Here is a 24142-nt window from a genome sequence, read left to right as displayed (position 1 = left end):
TTGGTCCGTACTGAGCGACAGAAGGCCTCCGCTCGATTGGTACGCTCTTTGCAATCATTCTCCTGGAGCATATGCTCCCCCAAAGGAGAAATCTAAAGTCTATGAAACGCTGGATCAAATCGACGGGAAGACCGGCCCTTTCAGCCGTCCTCTTCTTCTGTCTTGCTGTCCCCGGACTCTTACTGGCTGACGAACCGCCTGCAACGGTCGATGTTACCAAAGTGCTGGATGATCTCACCGGAGGAGCCTCGGCTCTTCGCATCGGCCTTGACACCGTATGGGTGCTCATTGCCGGTATTCTTGTGTTCTGGATGAACGCCGGCTTCGCCCTCGTTGAGTCCGGATTTAACCGCTCTAAAAACACGGTCAACATCCTTGCCAAGAACTTCGTCGTCTTCGGCATCGCCACGCTGTCGTTCTGGATCATCGGCTGGGGCCTGATGTTCGGCGACGGAAACGCCTTCTTCGGAACGCAGGGTCTGTTCTTCGTCTCGGGCGCGGATAACTCGCCGGCTCTCGGCGCGGGCTACGAGGCCATGAATCCGTTCTCCACCGCCGTTTACGAGGGTGTGTATAATTCGATCAACTGGACTCCGATTCCGCTGTGGGCGAAGTTCTTCTTTCAGCTTGTTTTCGCAGGAACGGCCGCAACGATCGTTTCGGGTGCCGTTGCCGAGCGTATCAAGTTCACCTCTTTCCTGATCTTCAGCTTCATCCTTGTCGCCGTGATTTATCCGATCAGCGGTCACTGGATCTGGGGCGGTGGATTCCTCGGCTCGAACAACTTTCGCGACTTCGCCGGTTCTACTGTCGTTCACTCAGTCGGTGGATGGGCCGCACTTGCCGGTATTCTCTTTCTCGGACCGCGTCTCGGAAAATACATCGATGGCAAGGTCTTCCCGATCCAGGGCCATAACATGACCTCTGCCTCTCTGGGCGCCATCATTCTATGGATGGGCTGGTTCGGATTCAACCCCGGCTCGACGATGTCGGCTGGCGACGGCTCGGCTATCGCTTATGTGATGGTCATCACCAACATCGCCGCCATGACAGGTGCCATCACTGCTATGATCACCGCCTGGATCCTTGTCGGTAAGCCTGATATCGGTATGTTGATCAACGGCCTGCTTGCCGGTCTTGTGGCCATCACCGCACCGTGCGCCTTTGTTACTATGACGTCCGGCGCCATTATCGGAGCGATCGGCGGCGTGCTTGTCGTCTTCCTGACGCTGCTTCTGGATAAACTGAAGATCGATGATCCGGTCGGTGCGATTCCCGTTCACCTCGGCAACGGTATCTGGGGAACGCTTGCTCTGGGACTGTTCTATAACAACGACATCGCCACGACGGTTGCCGCCCTTCCCACCGGCCTCGGCATGCTTGATCAGACTCTGGTCCAGCTGAAAGGCATCGCTGTCGTCGCTGTTTATGTCTTCGCCGCTTCGGCCATCGTCTGGGCTATCCTCAAGTTCACCCTCGGTATTCGTGTTTCGAAAGAGGAAGAGATTGAAGGCCTTGACATCGGCGAGCACGGCAACGAGGCTTATCCTGACTTCCAGGCCCGGGCTCGATAAGCTCGCCTGCGATTATTAAGAGGTATACAGTATGAAAATGGTAATTGCCATCATCCCGCACCACAAACTTGACGAGGTGCAGGTAGAACTTGAGAAGGTCGACGTTACCCGTATGACGCTGATGGACGTGCGCGGCTTCGGACGCCAGAAAGGACATAAAGAGATCTTCCGCGGTCAGGAAGTACAGGTGAAGTTCGTCAATAAACTGATGATCATGATCGCCTGCAACGATGACTTCGTGAAGCCGACGACCGATACGATTCAAAAGGTTTGCTTCTCGGGCAAACCCGGCGACGGTAAGGTCTTCGTCCTTCCTCTCGAAGAAGTGTTCCGCATCTCCACACGTGAGATGGGCGGCGCAGCGATCTGAGGATTTGCTCCAGAGGTTGTTCTGGAGGCTTCTACAAGCGTAGAAGGCACATTTGATATTGCGGGGGCGGGAGTGATCTCGCCCTTTGCATTTTTGGAAGTGTGCAGCGGGAATCGGGCGGCGATCAGATCAGAAGATGTGCGTAGCGTTGGCGGAACTCCTCTTCCGTAACAATATTCACTCGAATGCCCAGAAATTTCGAGAGATTCTCCAGTTTTGTCTTTAAATTGATACGTATTCCTCGCACCCGCTTTCCGGATTCGGGCCGATCTACGTCTTCTGCAAGCAATAGAATTCCTTCGACTCGGAGACTTCGGTTTGAGAACAGTGTATCATTGCCGATGATGTTGTCGGTCCGCCATGCCCCCCACAGGGCAGCAATCGTATCCCGAAACTTCTGTGCCACTTCTTCGGCCAGCGCCCCGTTTGTTATCCTGGCTTTGTTCTCAATTCGATGTCCGCGGAAATCCTTTAATTCGACAAGGTAGTATCCATTCGGTGCTCCAGGAACGACGATATCGACGCCTTTTGTTTCGGGAAGTTTCCTCACCGATTTCTGGTAAAACGGATCCTCGTCATATTTAAAGGCCCCGGTTTCATCGCGAAATTTTAGGGTGATCTGGCCTTCCTGGATTGGGATCATCAAACCGTCTCGTAGAATAATGCCTGATCTCTGTCATCCTGGGATAGGATTTCGTCCAGTGCTGCTATGTGATCCAGATCAGAAAGTGCAGCACCAGATTCTTGATAAACGTGATCGTCCTCTCCAAAGAAAAGATTGATAAAGCGGATGTCCTTGCCGGCTTTTTGCCGAGACCTCTGAATTTCTACCTCTTTCATGAAAAAATGACTGTGTGTTGCTGCAATGATCTGAATGCCATGTTCGCTCAAAGCCACAAGGCTCCGGGCGACTTCTTTCAGGAGCTTTGGATTCAGGTTCGTCTCTGGTTCATCCCAGAAAATGGTTGAACGACTTCCGAGACTGCCATTAAGAAGCAGGTATGCAATCATGGCAAGCTTGCGAACGCCTTCGGCAACAAGGGGCATTTCCATTCGTCCCTTCCCCTCCGAAACAAGGTAGAAGCGTGATCCTTCGACCCGTATCTTTCCCTTCATCGCTTCTTCGAGAGGCCCGACGAATTCGGCTACTTCCTTCAGCCTGGGGCCCTTACTCAAGGGACCGGCCAGGTCTACCGCCAGGTCAAAATAGGTCTCGTCAATCTGGATGGTACTCCTCTTTATAAGGCTGATGATTTCAGGATAGAGAGTCAGTACTTCTCTTGTTGGAATGAAGACCGGCCCACTGGATTCCATCTCTTCTGGTATAGTGCTCAAGCCGACACTGGATTTGCTATTGGTGGCGAAACTGAATGTAACCGGAGTTGCGCTTTTTTTGAAGAAGACGCTCACTGTGCTGGACTGGCGGCCCCGCCCTTTTCCACAGAGTCGTCCGATTGACTCCGGTTTAAAAACGCCGTCCAGTTTTTCAGCCAGCGCCTTCTGCAATGCTTCTCTGGAGGGAGAAACGGAATAAGCTGTTGAAGCTTCGTCTCCGGCCTTACTGATTGCCGTACTCGCCGTATTAAGCAGAGAGGCCTGACGATATGTTCTCCAGGTCGCTTCAAAAGCGGCATAAGCGACTTTGAGCAGATGACTCTTACCGGTACCGTTTTCGCCAGCGATCAGATTCATCCCATCTGAGAATTCGATCGTTTCTGAACCGAAAACGGTGAAGTTATCCAGTTTAATGCTGGCTATCATGTATTCAATAAATCGAGCCCATGCTTCCAGTCGTCCAGAGTTTTCCTGATCGAGCGGAACAAATAATCGTAGGAGAGGTAAAGCATGGAGCATCCCAGAACTTTTTGAGACTGAGTCTCAAAAATAACCGGTAATGATAACTTCTGACAACTCTCTGACAACTCCGATTCTATGTACGCTACGCTGAGAATTGATGAATCGCCTTGGCCTCATCCGCATCAGTCACGACATGACCGAAAACCTCGGCGATCTCAGCTGCTGGAAGGGCTTCGACCTTCTGCAACTGCTTGATCTGATGCAGGGCCTTGAAGAAAAGGTCGACGGCGTTCTGCTGCTCTCCACCTGCAATCGCGTCGAGATCCTCTATACGATCGCAGATCCGGCGAAACATCTGCATTTCTATGATACTCTGATTGAAAAACTGCCGCCCACACACGGCATTACGCCTGCTCATCTGACGGGACGTCCCGTCGTCACGCATCTGCTGCGTCTGGCCTCTGGCCTTGAGTCGATGGTTCTCGGTGAGACCGAGATCCGCCATCAGTTGAAAGAGGCCGTGCGTCAGGCCGTTGAGACCGGCTCGCTGGATACGCATCTGCATCAGCTTGTTCAGGGTGTCTTTCGCGAGTCGCGAGAGATCCGCAGCCATATTCCGGCCAACCTTCCGCTTTCGATTTCTTCACTGGCCGTCCGGCATATGGAAGAGGCTCTGGGCGGCTTTGCTTCGTCTGAAGGCGTCATCGTCGTCATCGGTTCGGGCCCTATGAGCAAGGCCGGCGCCGAGTATATCTATAAATGGGGCGGACGTCAGCTTGTGATGGTGAACCGCACCGTGTCAAAGATCGCCGATACGGCCGCCTCGCTTCATGCGCAGACGCTTTCCTTCGACGAGTTCGTCGCCAATCCGGGCGCCGTCGGTCCGGTACGTGCGATTCTTACGGCCACCTCATCAAACGAGCCTGTGCTTACGGCCTCCCTGCTCTCATCTCTGAACACTCTTCACGGGCAGAAGCCCGTCATCGTCGACCTTGCCCTGCCCGCCGATACGGCAGAGGATGCAAAGCCGCTCTGCCGCTTTATCGGCCTGGAAACGATCAAGCGTCGGCTTGAAGAGAATCGTGCCCGGCGCGAAGAGGCGGCGGCAAAGGCGTCGTCGTATGTGGAAGAGGCAAAGTACAGACTTGAGGCGGAGTGGATCGCCCAGGTCTCGGCGCCGGTGCTTCGCGAATTCCAGAAAGACGTTCTCGATCGCTCGCGCGAAAAGCTTGAGCTTCTACTGAACGGACACCTCGCGCATCTGAGCAGCCGCGATCGTCGCATCCTGCATGATTGGGCCATCCGCTTTAACCGTGATATGAATCGCATCCACCGCGTCGGCGTGGAGCGCGTGCTCAAGTTCTACTACGATAAAAACGGCCAGAACTGATCCGCTTTTCTAACACGACGAAATTCCTTTTGACACGCAGGATTGGCCTGCCAGTCTCTCTTTATGAGTTTCGCACATCTTTCCTTTGCACATCTTCCCTTCGAAGAGATCGAGAAGAGCATCTCTGCGCGCATGAAGGCCGCCGGATTGCATGCCATCGTACTCGATGATTTTCTCGCGAAGGTCAGGCGCGTGCATGCGGGCGAAACGGGCCTCATCGACTTTGCAGAGATCAAGGATCTGAAGCGCGAAGAGATCTTCGACCTGCATACGATTCCCTCCGTGGATATAAACGATGCCGACATGAAGGGGATGCTTGAGAAGACCGTCATCATTAAACTGAACGGAGGCCTGGGAACGTCGATGGGCCTGGCCGGTCCGAAAACGCTTCTGCCCGTTCGAGATGGGATGAACTTTCTCGATATCATTCTGAAGCAGCTGCAGATTCTTCGCAAGAAAAGCGGAGCGAATATTCCCCTGCTTTTCATGAACTCATTTAATACCGATGAGGCGACGCGAAAGCATAAAGGCATCGCTAAGCTGAACGGCGATGTGCCTTCCACCTTTGTGCAGAACAGGGTGCCCAGGCTTGATGCGACGACCCTGCTCCCGATCGGAGACGGCACGGACGGCGAGGACTGGTGCCCGCCCGGACACGGCGATATCTTCCCGGCTCTTCAGGTGTCGGGCCTGCTCGATCAGCTGCTTTCGCGCGGCATCCGATATGCCTTTTTATCAAACGGCGACAACCTCGGGGCGACCTTTCATCCGGGCATTCTCGCCGAATTCGTACGTCGTGATCTGCAGTTCCTGAGCGAGGTGACGCCGAAGACGGCGGCCGATATTAAAGGCGGCGTGCTTTTCAGGCATGCGAAGACGGGACGCATTCAGCTTCTTGAAACGGCGCAGGTGCCGCCGGCCAATAAGATGGATTTCGAGAATACGCAACGCTTCGCCGATTTCAACATTAATAACCTGTGGATCGATCTGATCGCCCTGAAAGAGCGTATGAGCGAAGGGCCTCTTGATCTCTCGCTGATCGTGAACCCGAAAGAGACGCGCGGAACGAAGGTGCTTCAGCTTGAATGCGCTATGGGAGCGGGCATCGGTCAGTTTGCGCGCACGGGCGTGGTGCGCGTTCCGCGAAGCCGGTTCGCTCCGGTAAAGAACTGCTCCGATCTGCTTGTGCGTCGCAGCGACGCCTGCATGATCGACGACGATGGGGCGCTTGTGCTGCATCCCGACCGAAAGGGAGAAGAGCCCGTCGTCGTGCTCGATGATAACTACAAGAAGATCGACGACTTCGAGCATCTTGTTCCCGTCGTGCCGTCTCTTCTCAAGTGTCGTCGGCTCAGCGTGAAGGGTGCGGTGATCTTTGATGTGCCGGCCGATATCGAGGGTGATGTGGCGCTTGAGAATCCGCTTCCGACCGCCGTTTCGATCACGCGACTCGGCTAAACGCCATCTCAAATATGGCTTCTACGGGAAGATAGGGCCCCGGGCGGCTTCGTCGGGCGGCCTCATCTGACCGCCCCTCTCTACATCCAGCCGATCTGTGTAAAAAGCCCGGTCAGGATGCGGCGCAGGATCTCCAGGTTACCGATCGTTAACCCCATTGAAACAAGAAACGTGACCCAGAACAGATGCACGACGCGATTCTTGTAGAGGGAGCGGAACAGTCCCGATGCCGTTTCGGTATCGTCGGCGATATTCTCAAAGTCTTCGACGCGCGGCTTGCGACGCCAGACCTCGACCAGGGCCGAGAACATCCAGAGCCTGGAACCGGGTATGAGCGGAACGATAGGTGCCATAACGACTGTAGCGAGGATCGTCAGCGGATGCGCCCCGGAAAGAACGGCTCCGATGCCGGCGCCGGCGCTTCGCGCGACGACCCAGGCAAGCAGCGCCTGCTCGGCCGCTTCCTGACCGCCTAACGTAATATAGAGGCCGACAAGAAACAGAAAGATCGAGGCGCCAATCCAGATAAAGAGATTCCGCCAGGGCCGCGGCTTCGGAATCGTGCGCAGCTCGACTAAATCGACCGGGCGGTTCTCTTTCAGAGTACGCAGGATGCCCGGCAGGTGCCCGGCCCCGACGACAGAGAGGATGCGACGCTTTTTCTTAGAAGAGGATTTCGTCTCATGATCGTGTCGCTCGACCTCTGCATGGCTCAGGGCGACGCGACGTGTATTCTCGGCCAGGTAGGCGTCGCGTTCGTCGAGGATCACCTCTTTAACGCTCTGATACTGACGCGGCAGATTCGAGAAGAGATCTTCAAGCACGTCCTTCTGCTTCATCTCTTCGACCTCTTCGGCGCTGACCTCCTCTTTTACAAGAAGGGACGTGAGCAGATAGCTGCTCAGCCACATCTTTGAAAAGAAGCCTACCTTCGCCCAGGCCCGCGAAAGCGTCGTGCGTATCTCGCGATCGATAAAGACAAGCTCCAGGCCCTTTTCGCGCGCAAGCTCTGAGGCGCGCCGCATCTCTTCGCCGGGACGCACGCCCGTCTGGTCGCCTATCTTCTTCTGAAAAGAAGAGAGGATGAGATTACTTGCAAGCAGCGCAAGTTTCTTCTCGCGAATGACCTTCGTCAGATCCATCTTCTTCCAGCGATCGGGATCAAGCAGGGCTTCATGTCGCGGCCTGCAGAGTTCGACGCAGACCACGTCGGGCTTCCATTTAGCGATGGCCTGCTCTACATCTTCGACCGACGATCGCGAAATATGCGCGGTACCGAGCACGAAGACCTCGTCGGTGCCGACGGTGAGGATTTCATAAGGGCCTTTCACTCCGGTGACGGAGCTTTTTCGGGGCGGTGTTGCCTTTTTCTTTGCTGGAGTTGTCTTTTTCTTTGCAATGGAAGCCATAGATCTCTCTGAATTGCACCGGTTTCTCGGGCGTGCGTTCTTTTTCCACAAGTTTCAATCACCGATGATTTCTTTTTGACAGGAGTTGTCGTCGCCTGATACGGTGAAGATCGGAGCTTGCTCCCATCCCCAATCTCAGGAGATCGGCCCTGAAAACGGAAAACAGCAGTGTCATTCATGTCGGCGTGTCTGAGTGGAAGACGGCAAAGCATCCCGATGCTCTGCGTACCACGCTCGGTTCCTGTGTCGGCATCGTACTCTATTCGAAAAAAGATCGCGCAGGCGGAATGTGCCATGCCCTGCTCGATGAACCTCCGGCGGGAAAGATCGCGCAAAAAGGCAAGTATGCACGCACGGCTATCGAAGAGCTGCTTCGCGAGCTGCAACGCCAGGGCATCGATAAAGCGAATCTGACGGCCCGTCTTTTCGGCGGAGCCTCGATGTTTGATGCCGATAAATCAAAGTTCTTTCATAACATAGGCGAGAGCAACGTCGCCGTGAGCAGGGCGACCCTTGAAAAAGAAGGCATCGCCATCATAGAAGAAGATGTGGGGGGAAGCAGCGGTCGCACGATCACCTTCTTTCTCGACGACGGCCGCATTCTGCTGCGCAGCGGAACGCAGGAACGCTACATCTACAAAGCTTGAAATACAGGGTGCATCATGTCTCAACTCAAACAGGAAATCGATCAGCTACTCGGCGATCTGGAGCGTTTACCTTCTTTTCCCGATATCGTACATAAAGTGCTGCAGATGGTGCGTGATCCCGACGCCGATTTTCAGGCCGTCGCAAAAGAGATCTCGAAGGATCTCGGGCTCACGTCCGATATTCTGCGCATCTCGAACTCGGCCTACTATCATCCGTCACGGGAGATACGATCCGTTCACGAGGCCATCGTGATCCTCGGTCTGAAAACGGTGAAAGATATCGTCATGGTCTCGGCGGCGCGCGGCATTCTCAAGCAACCCGTCACCGGTTACAGGCTTGAAGAGCGCGACATGTGGGATCACTGCATCGTCGTCGCCTCTCTTGCTTCGAAAATCGCCGAGGATCGCAAGACGAAAACGCCGGCCGATGTCGCTTTCACGGCCGGGCTTCTGCACGACGTCGGCAAGGTCGTGCTCTCGCAGGTCTTTCGCAAGGCATACGTGCAGATCTCGATGGAGACGAAGCAGAATCCGAATCAGCGCTTCACCGAGCTTGAAAAGAAATACATGGGCTACAATCATAGCGAGGTCGGAGCCATCCTACTCAAAAAATGGAACTTCCCGTCGGAGCTTGTCGAGGCGGCGCTGTATAACTACACGCCCGAGAAGGCGAAGATGAATCCCGAGCTCACCAACCTGATTCATGTGGCGAACTGGATCACCCTGTCGGCCGGTATCGGCGTCGATGCGGGAGGGTTATCCGAACATCTGAGCACCGATGCCGTCGCCGCCCTTGGCCTGACGGACGCAAATATCAGGGCCTACTATGAAGATCTGCCCGAGCTGCTTGAATCGTTAAAAGAGCTGCGCGACATTTAGGTTTCAAAAAACGGCACGGATGCTTTTGCAGAGATCACTTGTGATATGCGGGACGACGGGATGACATTGCGTAACTTTGCCTTTATCGGTCCGCGCGGAGCGGGAAAATCGCGCCTTTCGCGCAAATTCGCCAAGCGACTGGACCGGCTTCTGCTCTCTACCGATACGCTGATATCGTACGAGGCGGGCGGATTACCCATACGCGATATCGTCGCCGCCGAAGGCTGGGCCGGCTTTCGCGAACGCGAGTACAGGCTTCTTGAAAAAGTGGCCGGCATGCCGGCAGTCGTTATCGATTGCGGCGGCGGAATCCTTGTCGATGTAGACGCCGACGGCTCCGAGTATTTCTCTGAACGCAAGGCCGCTCTTCTTCGCGAGAAATGCACGACGATCTATCTGAAGCGCAGCGTGCAGTGGCTGCTTTCGCGCGAGCTTGACTCAAGCCACAGACCGACACTGGCCGCCGATTACGAGGCCGTGCTGCGCCGACGCCTGCCCTGGTATGAGAAGGCCGCCGACTACGTGCTCGATCTTTCGGGGCGTGACGTCAACGAAGGCATCGAAGAGCTGCTCTTTCATTTTCGCGATAAGAGCTGAGGCCACGAACTCTCACGACCGGCTCCTGCATCTGTCCGGCCTCAATCTTCCGTTACGTCGAAATGGACTTCGAGCACACACTGTAAAGAACCGATGAGCAGAAGCAGATTGCCAGGAAGCTCGAAAGATCCGCGGCTGATGTTGCGAGTGATGACCGAGCAGATAAACCGCGCCTCAAGACCGGCCGGCAACGAGCGCACGGCCTTGCGTACGGGCAACAGGCGCTTGAGCAGATCCTCGACATGCTCGTTTATCGAGTGCCTTCCCGAAAGCCTGCTGTTCAGCTGCCAGTGTCGCATGCCGTCGCGACCTTCGCGCAGAAAATCGGGCTTCATGTGAAGGGCGCTCTCCAGCTGTTCGGTGGAAAGATTGCGACCCTGAATCAAAAAAACGGCCCATCCCGTCGATTCGCTCATGCAATTGCAGCTCAGCCGCTGCCGTCCCGGGCACAAGGATTTTTCCGGTCCGAGAGAAAGGGATCAGGCAAGTATTTCGCAAGAGAAAAGAGTATAACCACAGAGGTTGGGAGGACACAGAGGAAGAGAGGTATGATCTTCCTCCAGTATTTCGGTGGCAGGGAAATGGAAACGGGGTCCTACGGCTTCCGGTTTTTCCCTTGCCACAGATGCATGTCTACTCTCGAATAACGAACGATGCATACTCTCATTCTTGGAAACGGCATTGCCGGCTCAACCGTCGCCCGTCTGCTCCGACAGGACCCTGATATGCAGATCACGATGATCTCTGAAGAAGCGCGGTATCCCTTTTCCAGGCCGGCTCTAATGTATGCCTTTATGGGGCATCTGACCGACCGTCAGACCGAGCTTCATGAACGTAAGAGCTATAAAGGAATCGATCTGATTCAGGGATCGGTGCGGCATGTAGATACGACAGAGAAAGTCGTAAAGTATGCAGCTGACAATGGGCAGCCGACAGATCTTACTTACGATCGCCTGGTAATTGCCACGGGCTCTGTGCCCCATCGCCTGAACGTGCCCGGCGAATCACTTGAGGGCGTCCAGGGCCTGTATCATCGAGGCGACCTGATCCGCCTCGAAAGTCGCCTTGCTTCGACAGACGGCCCGGCCTGTATTATCGGCGGAGGCCTGATCGGCGTCGAACTGGCCGAGATGCTTCACTCTCGTAAGAAGCCGGTCACGATGCTTGTGCGCGAAGCCTCTTACTGGAACTCGGTGCTTTTGCCTGAAGAGTCGGCCGTCGTTTCAAAAGAGATCGAGCGGCATGTAAAGGTTCTGTATAACAGGCAGGTGCTCTCTTTTAATGAATCGGAGTCCGGCGACTCAGAAGCCGGGACAGGGTCTGCTGACGGCGGCCTTCGTTCCGTAACCACAGATCATGATCACCTGCCGGCTAACCTCGCCGGCGTGACCATCGGCGTGCAGCCCAATCTTTCCGCCCTGCAGTCGTCGGGCATTACGCTTGATCGCGGAGTCATCGTGGACGGCTTCTTTCGCACGTCGGCCCCGGATGTTTATGCGATCGGAGACTGTGCACAGATCGACGGTCGGATCGAACAGCTCTGGTATACGGCACGTCACCAGGCAGAGACGCTCGTCGCTCAGTGGACGGACGGCGCCGGCACGTACGCGCCCGAGCCTTTTTATAATTCGGCGAAGTTCTTTTCGCTGGAGTATATCGTGGCCGGTCAGGTGACGGGCGGGCGATCTTTTCTCTATCAGGATGAACGGCAGGGCAAACGGCATCTTCTTCGCCTGTGCTTCGACGGCGACCATCTGATCGGCATCAATACGCTCGGCCTGCGTCTGCGTCAGGACTGTGCCGAACGTCTGATCGCAGAGGGAGCGCGGGTGCAGATGGTCATGCAATCGTTATCCGAGCTCTGCTTTGATCCGGAGTTTTCGGGCGGATGGCGACGCCTGAACGGCCGTATCAGGGAGGTCGCATGATCCCCGACAACAACGGCGTGATGTTTCGCTCCCTGACCTCTCGCGGTGTAGCGGCCTACGGGCTTGCCGCCGCTCTTACCCTTCTCTATGTCGTCATCTATTTCGGCGATCGCATCGCCGGAGGAGCCGTGCAGCTGTGGATGCAGGCTAACGTCTACGGGCACCTTGAATCCCTGTCACAGACGCTGCGCGGACGCCCTGCCGATCAGTGGTTCTTTTATGGCACGCTTTACACGGTTGCCGTTCTTGTATTCGGTGCTCGCATGTTGCATCGTTACCGAACCGTACCGTATCAGATCGTGCGAACGCTATCGGTCATGCTTTTTCAACTGGGCTTCGCCTATCTGCTGCCCAACCTGCTTGTGCTCTTCAAGCAGCCTGAATTCTATTTCAGCTACTTCTGGCCTTTAAAGCCCGAATATCTGTATCCGTATACCTGGACCCATTACGGCGGCACCGGCGTGTATTTTCTCATCGTCGCCGCTTTTTTAAGCTTTGTGGCCACGCCCGTCCTCACGTATTATTTCGGGAAGCGCTGGTACTGCTCGTGGGTCTGCGGATGCGGAGGGTTAGCCAATACCGCAGGCGATTCGTTCCGGCATCTTTCAAATAAAAGCAGCGCCGCCTGGAGGCTGGAGCGTATGACGATTTATCCGATTCTGGGCCTCATCGTCATCGTCACGGCCCTGCTCTGGATCAACTCATTGACATCGGGGAGCGTGTTCGGTCGATTCTCGCAGTCTCTGGCCGAATGGTATGGTTTTTATATCGGAGCCATCTTCAGCGGGGTGATCGGCGTCGGCTTTTATCCGCTACTCGGAACGCGCATCTGGTGCCGGTTCGGCTGTCCGATGGCGGCCATCCTGGGCATGCTTCAGGTGAAGCTATCTCGCTTTCGCATAACGACAAACGGCGGGCATTGCATCAGCTGCGGCAACTGCTCCACTTACTGCGAGATGGGCATCGACGTGCGCGCCTACGCACAGAACCGGGAGGATATCATCCGGGCGTCCTGCGTAGGATGCGGCATCTGCTCTGCCGTCTGCCCGCGCGGAGTGCTGCGCCTCGAATCGGGCAGGTTACAGATCGTCGAGAGCAAGCATGAGATCGTAACGACCCGACGATGACCGGGCCGTTTTCTCTTTTTGCTTGGCACGGCCGGGCCTTTATTGAATCTGCATTCCGATGAACGAAACAGCGAAAGACGGTCAGACGACGGTAGAAATGAGCGATGCCGACATAGAGGAGCAAAAGCCTCTGCGAAAGCGCATCCTCGAAGTGGTCGGCATCTTTCTGATCACGATGTTTCAGCGCTTCACGTTGCTGACCTCGCGCAAGGTCTATCTTGGTAAAGACGTCGTAACCTCGCTCATCAAAGAGAATAAGCCGTTCATCTTCGGCATCTGGCATTGTAACGTCTACATGAGCCCCATCCTCTACAGAGGTATGGACGTTTACGTTCTTATCTCGAAGTCAAAGGACGGCGATCTCATCGACAGGGTGGTGAAGTCGTTCGGGAATCGTTCGATTCGCGGCAGCACGTCGCGCGGAGGCACGTCCGCTCTCAAGGCCATGATTCGTGTGGCGCGGCAGAACAGCCGTCTTGCCTTCACGCCCGACGGCCCGCGCGGACCGGCCTTCAAAGTACAGCAGGGCATCATCGCCGCCGCCTCTGCCTGCGGCATTCCCATCGTTCCCGCTCACTATGAATCGACGCGACAGAAGGTAGCCAGGTCCTGGGATTCGCATCGCGTGCCCATGCCCTTTGGAACGCTGATTAATTCGTTTGGCGAGCCCATCCATATTCCGCGAGAGCTCGATGAAGATCAGTTTGAAGAGTACCGGGCCCTTGTCGAAGTGAAGCTGCTTGAGAACCAGAAGCGATGCGAAGAGGCCCGGGATCGCCTGCTTCGCGGCGAAAAGATCTGAGAACTGCGGCCGTCAATCGACGACGACGCGCTTCAGGTCGGGATGGATACGCGTCGTCGTCTCGTAGTTGATCGTACCGGAGAGCTCGGCCATCGCATCGGCCGTCATCTCATCGGAATGCCCGTCCAATTCCTGGCGGCCGATCAAGACGGCATCCATCCCCGCATGCACATCGGGAATATGCGTGACGTCGACCATGATCATGTTCATGCAGACGCGACCGACGACGGGCGCTCGCCGACCGCCGATTACGACATAGGCCCGGTTCGATAGACGCCGATCATAGCCCTCGTTGTAACCGACGGGCAGAACGGCGATACGAGAAGCCTGCTGTGTCTGATACGTACATCCGTAGCCGACCTTTGAAGCGGCAGGCAGGTCGTTGATCTGCACGATCTTCGTTATCCAGCGCAGCGCCGGACGCAGCTGCAGATGAGGTCCGCCTAACGATAGATGCGAGAGCTTTGTCGCCTGTGACGCCCAGAGCCCGTAAAGGGAGATACCCACCCTGACAAGATCAAGCCTGGACTGCGGCAGAATCATCGCCGCCGCCGATGCCGCCGCATGGCGAATCAGAGGCCTGCCCTTCGCGGCGACCTGCGCTCTCTGCCAGGCCTCTTCAAATAAACGCAGCTGCTCTTCTGCAAAGGACTGGTCGGTGACGTCTTCGACGTTTGCAAAGTGCGTCATGATGCCCGTCCAGCGCAGATCTGGATGTTCTTCAAGATACGAGAAGACACGATCGAGCAATGATCCGCGGCGCCCCAGCCGACCCATGCCCGTATCGATCTTCAGATGAAAAGGCAGATCGGGGCGCAGCTCAGAGAGCTGTCGGATCTCATCGATATCGGAGAGCACGACGGTAATACGTGAGGCATCGAGATCAAGCAGCTGCCGGGCTTCATCGGCGTCAAAACGGCCCATAACGAGAAACGGGCGATCGGTGAGATCGTAGGCTTGGACGGCCTCAGAGATATGGTTCACTCCAAACCCGTCGACGGCCGGGGAAAGGATCTGCACGCAGTGGCGCAGGCCGTGCCCGTAGGCGTTGGATTTTACGATGGCGTAGAATTGCGAGCGGCCGATGACGGAGCGGTATTGTTCAACGCTCTGAAGCAGAGCGGAGCGACTGATTTCGACGCGATGAAGCATCGAAGACAGAAATTCGGCTTGCTCTGTAGCGGCCAGCGGAATTTCTGTACCGACCCGAGGGAAACGACCGTGAAAAAGCTCCGTACTTCAAGAAAAACCCGCATCAACCTCCAGAAAAAGCGAGAAAAGCGGGCTCTGCGCAGCAAAGCGAAGGCTGCTCATCGCCGCAGCACCGGATTTAAAGAGATCACCGAAACGACCTGATGGTCCGATCGCTTGATCTCCCTCTGCGCAACCTCTTTTTCGAATCCGCTGAATCCAACGCTCCGCTTCTGATCGTCATGCATGGCCTTGGTGATCGGATGGAGTCGTTTCGCGACTTCCCCGACCTTCTGCTTGGCGATCGCATACACACCCTGCTCTTGAATGCGCCGGACCCCTACGTCGTCGGCACAAAGTGGTACGACCTCGACGGCAGACAGGAGCCTGGACTCAAGAACTCAAGACGCCTGCTTGAAGAGATCGCCGAACGACTGCGCTCCGATAACGAAGACATGCCGCACGTACCGAAAAACCGCATCGTGCTTTCGGGCTTCAGTCAGGGAGCGGTCGTTTCGCTTTATACCGCTCTTCGCGCACAGAGTGAGTTCGCCGGCGTCGGAGCGCTGTCGGGCTATTTCTTCGGTTCCACCGATGAGATCAGCGATGCCGGACGCCGAACCCCCGTCTTTATGGCCCATGGCCTCTTTGATCCGGTACTTCCCTTTGAAACATCAAAGGATCATGCATTCATGCTACAGAGCGCGGGCGTTACGTTGAGCTTTCACGAATACCCAATCGATCATTCGCTCTGCCTCGAAGAGATGCAGGCATTCAAGTCATTCCTCGAAACACTATTCTTCAACTGAGCCGAAAAAAGAATCGCCCTGCGCTTTCTGGCGACTATATTTAGCATGCTAAACGTTTCAAGCATCAACTGGAGAATGGCAGCGAGATATGATCGAGTTAAAGGACTTCCCGGATCGGCAGACCATTGAGAGCTTTCGAAAGAGATTCAAAGAGATGGATCAGAGCGCCCTTGAGGCCTGGCTTGCTCTTTTGCAGATCTCGGCCGGCCTCGAAGAGGACCTCAATCGCTTTCTGCTTGAACGAGAGTTGCAGCAGAGTCGTTTCTTTATTCTGATCCTGCTCATGCGCCATCCGGCGGGCATGACGCTTTCTCAGTTGGCCAGAGGCATCGGGGTCTCGAATCCTACGATGACGGGCCTGGTCTCAAGAATGGAGCGCGACGGATATGTGCATCGAAGGGATTCGCCGCATTCACGAAGGGAGGCGCTTGTTTCGATCACGCAAGAAGGCAATCTGCTTATGGAGAAAACCCTTCCCGCACACTATAAAAGGATCAGCGCGATATTCTCTGAGATGAGCAAAGCCGAACGCACACAACTGCAGGGCCTCTTAAAGAAGATCGCCGTCGCTTGAAAAACGAGTCATGCGTTTTCTCGGATGACCGCAATAAATGGAGTAACAATGAAAACACGATACCTCTCAAAAAAAGGCCCTTCCGTCTCGGCTATCGGGCTCGGATGCATGGGCATGAGCGAATTCTATGGCGAAACGAACGATGCCGAATCGACGCAAACGCTTCACCACGCCCTGGATAAAGGCATCAACTTCCTTGATACCGCCGATATGTACGGTTCGGGACACAATGAAGAATTGATCGGCAAAGCCCTTGCCTCGTATTCGGGGGATCGCAGCGGAATTCGTCTCGCCACAAAATTCGGAATTCAGAGAAAGCCGGGAAGCTATGAACGCACCATTAACGGTCGCCCCGAATACGTAAAAAGCGCCTGCGAGGCCAGTCTGAAACGTCTGCAACGGGATCATATCGATCTCTACTACCAGCATCGCGTCGATACCTCCGTGCCCATCGAAGAGACGGTTGGCGCCATGGCAGAGCTTGTTCAGGAGGGTAAGGTGCGATGGCTGGGGTTATCCGAAGCATCAGAGCAGACCATCCGTCGCGCTCATGCCGTACATCCCATCACGGCTCTGCAGACGGAGTACTCGCTGTGGACAAGAGAGGTGGAAGCCCTCCTCCCAGTTCTTGAAGAGCTTGATATTGCCCTTGTCGCCTACAGCCCGCTCGGCCGCGGATTCCTGACCGGAACGATCGCGAAGACGGATGAGCTGGCAGCGGACGATTTTCGCAGGGTCTCTCCGCGATTCAACGGCGAGAATATGGCCCGGAACCAGGCCTTGCTGGAAGGTATGCAGAGCATGGCGACGACAAGAGGCGTCACACCGGCTCAGCTTGCCCTTGCCTGGGTGCTTGCTCAATCCGACCGTATCGTTCCCATCCCCGGCACACGGAGAGTCGGCAGAATCGACGAGAATCTACAGTCTATTGAAATCGTGCTGAAACCGGAAGAGAAACGCAAGCTGGACGAGCTCTTTGATCCGCAGAAAGTGGCAGGTAATCGCTACCCGGAAGCGGGCATGAAAGGGATTAACGGGTAGCGAGCGACTTCGTCGATAGCCTGATATTTGCAAAAGCTCATGAAACCGTTCCATATCCTCTCAGCGTTTTTTCTTACCGCTCTGCTCTTCTTCACCTACTCCAGGGCGGCCGTTCCACCCGTATATAACCACGGCGATAACTTCTGGTACATCCCGGTAGCGCGAAGCCTTATGGAAAGAGGGTCCTTCAACCTGGCGCCGGATTATTCCGAAGAGATAGCGGCGGAGCGCCGGAAAGGGAACTGGATGGTCGTCGGACAAGACGGACAGTGGCACAACTACTTCCCTCCGGGGCCCTCTCTGCTTGCCGTTCCTTTCGTCTATCTCTTCGACCTGATCCGTCCCTTTTCCGAACGGTCGCTGGAGAATGACTTCATCACAGCGGCACGGGTCTCCCGGGCCATCGCAGCCCTGTCCGCTCTGTTGTTCTATCTGTTGGCCTTTCAGCTAACCGGTCGAATCGCTTTCAGTCTTTTATTGACCGGGATCTTTGCTCTTGCGACACCTCAGCTTTCCCTGCACGCGGGGGGCCTCTGGTCTCACAACGCTTCGCAGTTTTTCATTCTACTTACTTTCCTGCTGCTCCTGAGCTTTCGTCCGGCGGCGCCTGCGGCGTTGCTCCTGGCAGTCCTCTCGCGCCCGACCGCCGGTCTGTTCTTCCCTGTACTGGCGATCTATCTATGGCGCAAGCGAGATCGATCCGCTCTTATCTCGCTTGCGCTCGCCTTCCTACTTACGATATCGGTGCCCTTCTTCCTGCCCGTATCAGGTTATTTTTCGGGTGACACGTTCACTCATAACCTCGGGCGTTTCGGGCTCAAACCATGGGAGGCCCTTTCGGGCAACCTGGTCAGTCCCAACCGCGGACTCGTTGCTTTGATGCCGTTTACCATATTCAGCCTGCATGGAGCCTTCCTCTCTTTTACACGGCGGGCGGACGCCGGGAATCGAGCCTTCTATCAGATGCTTGCCATGGCTCTTTTCCTGAACTGGATTATCGTTTCTATGAATCCGAACTGGTGGTTCGGCTATTCCTTTGGTCCCCGAGCCTTTGCGGAACAGAGTGCAGGTCTCGTCCTGCTCCTCATCCCTTCGATTGGCGTCGAAGTCGTCGATACCCGTCCCTCTGGAAGACGAATCCTGCTGGGGATTGCAGTCGTCTTCTCCTGCTTTGTTCACTATCGAGGGGCCGTTTCTATCGGCACAAGCCAGTGGAATGCGCTGCCGGTCAGCGTGGACAGACAACCCGAGAGAGTCTGGCACTGGCATGACTTGCAATTCTTACGGTGAGCATTCGTTTCAAGCTATCTCAACAGGGACATCCGTGTTTTCTTTTGAGGGGTACTTCTGATGCCAGCAGCCGAAATTCTCGGTAGGCTGCTACGGTCCGAGAGCGAGCGGGTTCACTTTTTTCTGAAAAAGGCGGAAAAACCTCGCTACAGCCTTGTTGACTCAGTGTGAGAGCATGCTGCACGATGCTTCTGCCCGATCCCGATGAGCTGTGGCATGGCCGACTGGCCGGTATGCTGGCCGCCTCGTTCCTCTATCGTGACGACGACCGGCAGCGTTTTCTCAATCTGAAGCCCGATGGCGCCGGCTCCCTTATTGATCGCTTCTCCTCTCTGATGGGATGGGCTCCTCCTGCCGGCGCCGCCGAGTGGGAGGAGCTGCGCATGGCGGCGAGCGTTCTTCCGGTCTCAAGGCCCTGGACGGACTTTACGCCGGCAGATTCCGGAATCAAATCCTGCGCCTCTCTGCCCTCCTCTTTCTATGAAACAGATGGCGATGCTTCGAGATTTCTCGATCGCCTTCTTCAGACGGAGTCGGGCGTCGAGTTCCTCTGCACCGGTCTGTACTCTCCGGGCGCCGCTCCGTTTGACGAAGAAGGATGCCGCATCAGCCTGCTGCCGCACAGGAATCAGGCCCTTGAAGTTCTTGTCGTGAATCCGGTTTCGACCGATGTCGAAGAGCGTTATCCATCCCTGCTGCACTTCTTCATGCGCCGCTGGAATCTCTATGAGATTTCAGAGTGGTTTCGCGAATTCAAGGGCAGACCGGTCGACTTTGCCCTTGATCCCGACCACCTTGAAGGCCGTCTGAAGGCATTCGAGTATCTTGCGCGAGAGGAGTTGATGGAGCGTCCCTGGTATCTTGACCCGGCCGTCCTGCGCCGGCGCTCCTACTGGCTTTACGGACATACGTCGCTGAATCCCATTCCCGGTTTCACGCGGGAGCTGAGGCTTGCGCCGTCGATGATGGACTGGGAGCTGGAATTGCCGATGATGTCGAGGATGCCGGTTCTGGCCTGCTACTGGATGCTTGCCCATCTGTTTCTGGGAAACGCACAGGCGGCCAGACTGACGGCCGAGCGAGCTTTACAGATGGGCGGAGAGCTCGTGCAGGCCCTCGCTGCAAAGATACTGCTTATCCTGGAAAGTCCCGAAAGAGCCGGCATAAGCGCCGCCGCTCTTCGCGATATCCAGGAAACGACGATGATGTGTGCCCGTCCTCATCATCTGGAAAAAGGCGCTCAGCAGAGTCGCGAACTTCTGCTTGCATCGCTTGCCAGCAAGGACTCTGACGCTAATACGGCTTTATGTCCGGATTTCCTCTGGAAGATCTGAGTTCCTTTCGCGCCCGCGCCATCTATATAGCCGAGCGCATCGAAACACGCTCGCTTGAAACGGCGTCGGTTCTGGGTATCACGCCTCTGACCTTTACGGCCGGCGAATCGGGCTGCGCCGTCGTCTTCCGTTACGGTGTCGTCGTGCTGTTTAACCTCTCTGCTCTGGAAGAGGTGTCGTTTCTGCGACAGCTTGAGGGCCTTCTCTCCCAGCGCTTTGAACACGCGGACGCCGAAGAGCTTGAGATTCGCGTTCAGGCCGACGGTCGTGAAGGCATGAAGGGCAGTCGTTGTTACCTGAAAGAAGTCGATCTGGAACGTATCCAGGTCATCGCCGAGATCCTGGCAAGAAACGCCGTCCTGACGCATTATGAACCGCGCGTCGCCGAGGCCTTCGATTCCATCGAACCTCTCGCCGTCGAGATTAAAGGACGCGGGCGCTATCATAAACGAGCGAAGGAACTGCTGAGTCACATCGGCGAGTCTCTACTTATCGAACAGAAGATGGTGGGCCGCGTCGAGGTCGGCGAGAAACCCGAGGTGCTCTGGGATTCGCCGGCCCTCGAAGGGTTATACGGGCGCCTGGAAGACGAGTATGAGCTGCGCGAAAGACAGATCGCTCTCGAACGCAAGCTTGCCCTTATCTCGCGCACGGCCGAAACCGTGCTTGATCTGCTTCAGACCTGGAGAGCTCTGCGCGTCGAGTGGTACATCGTCATCCTGATCGTTTTCGAGATTATACTGACGCTGTATGAGATGTTCGTGAAAGGCCATTGACCTTTCACGAACGTAAACTACTGAGAGGTTGCGGTTTCACACCTCACTTTTTCGCCCCGCTCAGGCGTCAGTTCGGTTAAAGAAAAGAGAGAGCTGCGTGCGGGCGTCGTTATATCCGGCGCGAAGAAGCACGTCTACCTGACGGGCCGAAAAATTCAGAAGCGACTGAAATCCGAGCATGCGATCCGGGGCGATGGTGGCGATACGTACGTCACCCATCGTCAGCGTGCGCCGGGCCAGACGTTCGAAGAATCCCGTCTCTCCTTTCAGCTTCTGCTCCCACGATAGATGCGCCATAAAGGCCTGATACGAACCGATCAGCGATTGCTCGAAGACGCGCTCGATGGCCTGGCGCCTTGTTGACGGAAGGTCGAGGCGAGCGCCGCCGACGGGCGAGAGCAGGACGACGATGATCTCCTTCACGCCGCGCTCAAGGGCGGGCAGGATGGGCGTGTTCGCCATGACGCCTCCATCCCAGTACGGCTCGCCGTCGATATACTGCCACGGGAAGAGCACCGGAATGGCGCTTGATGCCATCACATGCTCGATGTCGATAACGGCGTTGTTGAAGAACTTCAGCCGGCTTTTGAGGATGTTGACGGCCGTAATGACGATCTCCTTCTCTGCCCTGCGCAGCCGCCGGAGATCCATGCGTTCGAGGATGAGCTGCTGTAACGGCTCCGTTTCCATAAGCGGCACAAAGCCGCGGCGGGTAAAATAATACTGCAACTGCTTCCAGAAAGAGACGTTGTAAACGCGTCCCCGCTCGATGGACTTCCAGAGATTGATGATCTCATAGATATCAAGGCCGCAGCCGATGGCCGTAGCGTTGATGGCGCCGACCGAGGTGCCGCAGACAAGGTCGGGCTCCCATTCGATCTCTTTAAGGTATTTCAGGACGCCGGCCTGGTAGGCTCCGCGCGCCCCGCCTCCGGATAGGATAAGGGCACGGCGCGGCTTTTTGCGAAAGGCAACTTCTCTCGACATACTTATTGTGCCTGATTTTTCTGATGATCCTCTGTCGACTGCTCCTTTTCGCCGTCAGATGCGGGCTTTTTCTTGATCAGCATATAGTTCGGAGTCTCGTCGACGCGAAACTTCATCGGATCAGCCCGGTAACAGAGGAAGGCCATATAAGATCCGAATCGTACGATGTACATGAACTCCTCTTCTTTAAGATGAGGAAGCTCTTTCAAGATGCCGCGCACAAAGGGATCGGTGCGCTGCACCCGGGCAAAGGCCAGATCAGAGACCTGGAGACCGTCGGCGACCTGTCTGCCATCAAAAGGGTCTTCTTTGGGCAATATGCGCTTCAGACTTTTAAGCAGGTTCTGCTCGAGCAGCGCCCTTTGCTGCTTGCGCGGATCGGGAAGCGAATCAAGATAGCCATTATAGAAATCACGGGCCAGTTGCGATGGGTCGGGCTCTTCAGATGTCTGTGCTGCAAGTGACGTTGCCGTCAGCAGGCAGAGAACAGCATACAGCCCGCGAATTTTGCGCGCAGGCAACAATGCACCCGTGATTTTGCAAGCGCGCCAGAGAATGAGAATAAAATGACTCATCAGACCTGTATCGGACGGAATATAAGAAAAGAGATCAAAAAATCTCTTGTTTCAGCCGATGGTTTGCACAGTACAGGAATCAGGGAAGCTGTCCAGCACTATGACAACGGAGAATCAGGAATCGTCTCGCTCTACACCCGTCAGATTGTCGTTAGAGAACGGCAACCTGCAGGCCGTAGCCACCTATCAGGGAGGCCCCGATCCGTCGTTCAGTGAGGCGACCATTCTACAGCTTCTCGCCGACCAGGGCGTTAAATACGGCATCATCAACGAGGCCATCGACCGGCTTACCGCTCAGATCCGCACGATGAAGGACAGGCAGAAGCTCCAGGCCGTCGTCGCCCAGGGCATGTTTCCCGGCGAATCGATCGACGGACGGGCTGAGTTCTTTATCACTGACGAGCCCGAGATCAAGGTACGCGAAGATGGCCGCACGGACTTTCGAAACATCCGCCGCTACAAGACTGTGGCAAAGGGCCAGCTCATAGCACGCGTTCATCCGCCTGTGCGCGGCAAGGACGGCATCAACGTCTTCGGAGAGGTCGTCGATGCCCGCGAGCCTACCCCTGCTCCGGTAAGGCCTGGCGATCATCTGCAGTCACAACAGGGCGAGGCCGGCTCCATCGAATATCTTGCCGCTATTGAGGGCATCTTCAAACATGAAGGCGAGACCTTCTTTGTTTCGCCCGAGCTGATCATTGAAGGTAGCGCCGGCCTCGAAACGGGCAACCTCTCTTATAATCTGTCCATCATCATTCGCGGCAACGTCGATCGCGGAACGGAGATCCTTGCCGGCAAGGATCTGACCGTCGAAGGCCTTGTAGAAACGGGCTTTCTACGCGTCGCCGGGAACATCACTGTAGCCGGTGGCATCAACTCCGGCGGTAAAGGACATATACTCTGCGGCGGCGATCTGTCAGCCGACTTCATCGAGAACAGCCACGTTATCTGCGACGGCTCTATTCATCTGCGGCGCTCGATTCTGGCAAGCACCGTCATCTCTCACGGTACCATTGACCTGAGCGAACCCGATTCATCGGTCATTGCCGGAGGTGAGATCCTGCATTTTTCTGATCTGAAAGTCTCGCGCATCGGCAATCAGAACGAGATTCGAACGATCTTTTATCCGGGATTGCACTATCACAATCAGCAGATCTATCATACGCTACGAGACGAGATACAGGAGCTTGAGAAGACTATCGTCGCCCTGGCCGAATATCTGCGCAAGTTCAAAGAGAAGCTGACACGGCTAACGGCCGCGCGCATCAGCGACGATCTGAAGAGAGAGGCGAAAGAACGCGTGCAGCAGTATCATAAGGTACGCGAGGCCATCGAGAAGAAGAAGGCTCTTTTTTCAACGGTGCAGAATTCGCGTCGCAACAGCGCTCCTGTGAAGATCTTCGTCAAAGACGCCATCCTTCCCGGAACGGAGTTTCACTTCAAAGGCGGCATCGAGAAGATCCAGGCCCCCGTGCATCATGTCGTACTGACCTTCTTTCCCGACCGCACCGCTCCGAAGTACGAACCGTATCCGAGTTAGGCGTTTCCGGGTCGACTGCTGACGAAAAAGGCCCGAAATCCGGGCCT

General features: G+C 55.7%; 25 protein-coding genes. 18 read left to right on the top strand and 7 right to left on the bottom strand.

What is annotated here, in order from left to right; translation table 11 throughout:
• Positions 1 to 101 precede the first annotated feature (101 nt).
• Both LEPIL_RS20645 and LEPIL_RS20640 read left to right on the top strand, forming a co-directional pair.
• Positions 102 to 1574, top strand: coding sequence for an ammonium transporter (locus LEPIL_RS20645; RefSeq protein ID WP_002775741.1), 1473 nt, complete (start codon positions 102 to 104; stop codon positions 1572 to 1574).
• 31 nt (positions 1575 to 1605) lie between these two features.
• On the top strand, positions 1606 to 1944 hold the full coding sequence (locus LEPIL_RS20640; protein WP_002775740.1) for a P-II family nitrogen regulator: 339 nt from the start codon (positions 1606 to 1608) through the stop codon (positions 1942 to 1944).
• Between the two features lie 124 nt (positions 1945 to 2068).
• Here the strand turns inward: LEPIL_RS20640 and LEPIL_RS20635 are convergent, their stop codons facing one another.
• The gene (locus LEPIL_RS20635; protein ID WP_002775739.1) at positions 2069 to 2587 is read right to left on the bottom strand and encodes a hypothetical protein; all 519 of its coding nucleotides are present in this window, start codon (positions 2585 to 2587) and stop codon (positions 2069 to 2071) included.
• Positions 2587 to 3705: an AAA family ATPase gene (locus tag LEPIL_RS20630; RefSeq protein ID WP_002775738.1), complete on the bottom strand. Its 1119-nt coding sequence runs from the start codon at positions 3703 to 3705 to the stop codon at positions 2587 to 2589. The genes LEPIL_RS20635 and LEPIL_RS20630 overlap by 1 nt, the downstream gene beginning before the upstream one ends.
• A gap of 193 nt (positions 3706 to 3898) precedes the next feature.
• On the opposite strand from LEPIL_RS20630, the gene LEPIL_RS20625 reads away from it, so the two are divergent.
• Positions 3899 to 5131 carry a glutamyl-tRNA reductase gene (locus LEPIL_RS20625; protein ID WP_002775736.1) on the top strand — a complete coding sequence of 411 codons (1233 nt, stop codon included), beginning with the start codon at positions 3899 to 3901 and terminating at the stop codon, positions 5129 to 5131.
• Between the two features lie 63 nt (positions 5132 to 5194).
• Complete coding sequence (locus LEPIL_RS20620) at positions 5195 to 6589, top strand: UTP--glucose-1-phosphate uridylyltransferase (RefSeq protein ID WP_002775727.1); 1395 nt, start codon at positions 5195 to 5197, stop codon at positions 6587 to 6589.
• A gap of 80 nt (positions 6590 to 6669) precedes the next feature.
• Here the strand turns inward: LEPIL_RS20620 and LEPIL_RS20615 are convergent, their stop codons facing one another.
• A complete protein-coding gene (locus tag LEPIL_RS20615; protein WP_002775725.1) occupies positions 6670 to 7998 on the bottom strand; it encodes a TraB/GumN family protein in 1329 nt (442 codons plus the stop codon).
• 185 nt (positions 7999 to 8183) lie between these two features.
• Between LEPIL_RS20615 and LEPIL_RS20610 the strand changes: the two genes are divergently transcribed.
• From LEPIL_RS20610 to LEPIL_RS20600, 3 genes are read left to right on the top strand one after another with little or no spacing between them, the layout of a single operon-like run.
• Positions 8184 to 8645 (top strand): chemotaxis protein CheD, encoded by a 462-nt coding sequence (locus LEPIL_RS20610; protein ID WP_143464605.1) that lies wholly within the window; start codon positions 8184 to 8186, stop codon positions 8643 to 8645.
• A 15-nt stretch (positions 8646 to 8660) separates the two neighbouring features.
• Entirely contained in the window at positions 8661 to 9524 is an 864-nt protein-coding gene (locus LEPIL_RS20605) for an HDOD domain-containing protein (RefSeq protein WP_002775714.1), read from the top strand.
• Between the two features lie 60 nt (positions 9525 to 9584).
• The gene (locus LEPIL_RS20600; protein ID WP_002775706.1) at positions 9585 to 10121 is read left to right on the top strand and encodes a shikimate kinase; all 537 of its coding nucleotides are present in this window, start codon (positions 9585 to 9587) and stop codon (positions 10119 to 10121) included.
• 41 nt (positions 10122 to 10162) lie between these two features.
• On the opposite strand, the gene LEPIL_RS20595 is transcribed toward LEPIL_RS20600, so the two are convergent.
• Positions 10163 to 10537 carry a DUF4279 domain-containing protein gene (locus tag LEPIL_RS20595; protein WP_002775704.1) on the bottom strand — a complete coding sequence of 125 codons (375 nt, stop codon included), beginning with the start codon at positions 10535 to 10537 and terminating at the stop codon, positions 10163 to 10165.
• 237 nt (positions 10538 to 10774) lie between these two features.
• On the opposite strand from LEPIL_RS20595, the gene LEPIL_RS20590 reads away from it, so the two are divergent.
• Genes LEPIL_RS20590 through LEPIL_RS20580 form a run of 3 tightly spaced genes read left to right on the top strand, consistent with a single transcriptional unit; the run spans position 10775 to position 13978 of the window.
• Entirely contained in the window at positions 10775 to 12049 is a 1275-nt protein-coding gene (locus tag LEPIL_RS20590; RefSeq protein WP_002775702.1) for an NAD(P)/FAD-dependent oxidoreductase, read from the top strand.
• The gene (locus LEPIL_RS20585) at positions 12010 to 13176 is read left to right on the top strand and encodes a 4Fe-4S binding protein (protein WP_143464604.1); all 1167 of its coding nucleotides are present in this window, start codon (positions 12010 to 12012) and stop codon (positions 13174 to 13176) included. Before LEPIL_RS20590 ends, LEPIL_RS20585 begins: the two co-directional genes overlap by 40 nt.
• Positions 13177 to 13234: 58 nt before the next feature.
• Positions 13235 to 13978 (top strand): lysophospholipid acyltransferase family protein, encoded by a 744-nt coding sequence (locus tag LEPIL_RS20580; protein WP_002775697.1) that lies wholly within the window; start codon positions 13235 to 13237, stop codon positions 13976 to 13978.
• Between the two features lie 12 nt (positions 13979 to 13990).
• On the opposite strand, the gene alr is transcribed toward LEPIL_RS20580, so the two are convergent.
• Positions 13991 to 15130, bottom strand: coding sequence for an alanine racemase (gene alr, locus LEPIL_RS20575; protein WP_002775695.1), 1140 nt, complete (start codon positions 15128 to 15130; stop codon positions 13991 to 13993).
• Between the two features lie 69 nt (positions 15131 to 15199).
• On the opposite strand from alr, the gene LEPIL_RS24080 reads away from it, so the two are divergent.
• From LEPIL_RS24080 to LEPIL_RS20545, 7 genes are all read left to right on the top strand, one after another.
• A complete protein-coding gene (locus LEPIL_RS24080; RefSeq protein WP_281251476.1) occupies positions 15200 to 15334 on the top strand; it encodes a hypothetical protein in 135 nt (44 codons plus the stop codon).
• Positions 15334 to 15978, top strand: coding sequence for an alpha/beta hydrolase (locus LEPIL_RS20570; protein ID WP_002775694.1), 645 nt, complete (start codon positions 15334 to 15336; stop codon positions 15976 to 15978). The genes LEPIL_RS24080 and LEPIL_RS20570 overlap by 1 nt, the downstream gene beginning before the upstream one ends.
• 88 nt (positions 15979 to 16066) lie before the next feature.
• On the top strand, positions 16067 to 16552 hold the full coding sequence (locus LEPIL_RS20565; RefSeq protein ID WP_002775693.1) for a MarR family winged helix-turn-helix transcriptional regulator: 486 nt from the start codon (positions 16067 to 16069) through the stop codon (positions 16550 to 16552).
• 48 nt (positions 16553 to 16600) lie between these two features.
• Positions 16601 to 17593 carry an aldo/keto reductase gene (locus LEPIL_RS20560; protein ID WP_002775692.1) on the top strand — a complete coding sequence of 331 codons (993 nt, stop codon included), beginning with the start codon at positions 16601 to 16603 and terminating at the stop codon, positions 17591 to 17593.
• 39 nt (positions 17594 to 17632) lie between these two features.
• A complete protein-coding gene (locus LEPIL_RS20555; RefSeq protein ID WP_002775690.1) occupies positions 17633 to 18883 on the top strand; it encodes a hypothetical protein in 1251 nt (416 codons plus the stop codon).
• Positions 18884 to 19068: 185 nt separating this feature from the next.
• Positions 19069 to 20217, top strand: coding sequence for a hypothetical protein (locus LEPIL_RS20550; RefSeq protein ID WP_002775688.1), 1149 nt, complete (start codon positions 19069 to 19071; stop codon positions 20215 to 20217).
• A complete protein-coding gene (locus LEPIL_RS20545) occupies positions 20190 to 20993 on the top strand; it encodes an RMD1 family protein (protein ID WP_002775686.1) in 804 nt (267 codons plus the stop codon). The genes LEPIL_RS20550 and LEPIL_RS20545 overlap by 28 nt, the downstream gene beginning before the upstream one ends.
• Before the next feature lie 60 nt (positions 20994 to 21053).
• Here the strand turns inward: LEPIL_RS20545 and LEPIL_RS20540 are convergent, their stop codons facing one another.
• Together LEPIL_RS20540 and LEPIL_RS20535 are read right to left on the bottom strand one after the other, a co-directional pair.
• Positions 21054 to 21980 (bottom strand): patatin-like phospholipase family protein, encoded by a 927-nt coding sequence (locus LEPIL_RS20540; RefSeq protein ID WP_002775684.1) that lies wholly within the window; start codon positions 21978 to 21980, stop codon positions 21054 to 21056.
• 2 nt (positions 21981 to 21982) lie between these two features.
• Positions 21983 to 22555: a hypothetical protein gene (locus LEPIL_RS20535; protein ID WP_002775682.1), complete on the bottom strand. Its 573-nt coding sequence runs from the start codon at positions 22553 to 22555 to the stop codon at positions 21983 to 21985.
• A gap of 100 nt (positions 22556 to 22655) precedes the next feature.
• Here LEPIL_RS20535 and LEPIL_RS20530 point away from each other — a divergent pair, with 100 nt between their 5' ends.
• Positions 22656 to 24095 (top strand): flagellar assembly protein A, encoded by a 1440-nt coding sequence (locus LEPIL_RS20530; protein ID WP_002775680.1) that lies wholly within the window; start codon positions 22656 to 22658, stop codon positions 24093 to 24095.
• Positions 24096 to 24142 lie beyond the last annotated feature (47 nt).

This window comes from Leptonema illini DSM 21528, from assembly GCF_000243335.1.
Taxonomy (GTDB): Bacteria; Spirochaetota; Leptospiria; order Leptospirales; family Leptonemataceae; genus Leptonema; species Leptonema illini.
Note: the sequence above shows the minus strand (reverse complement) of the source record. Positions and strands in the feature narration are given on the sequence as shown.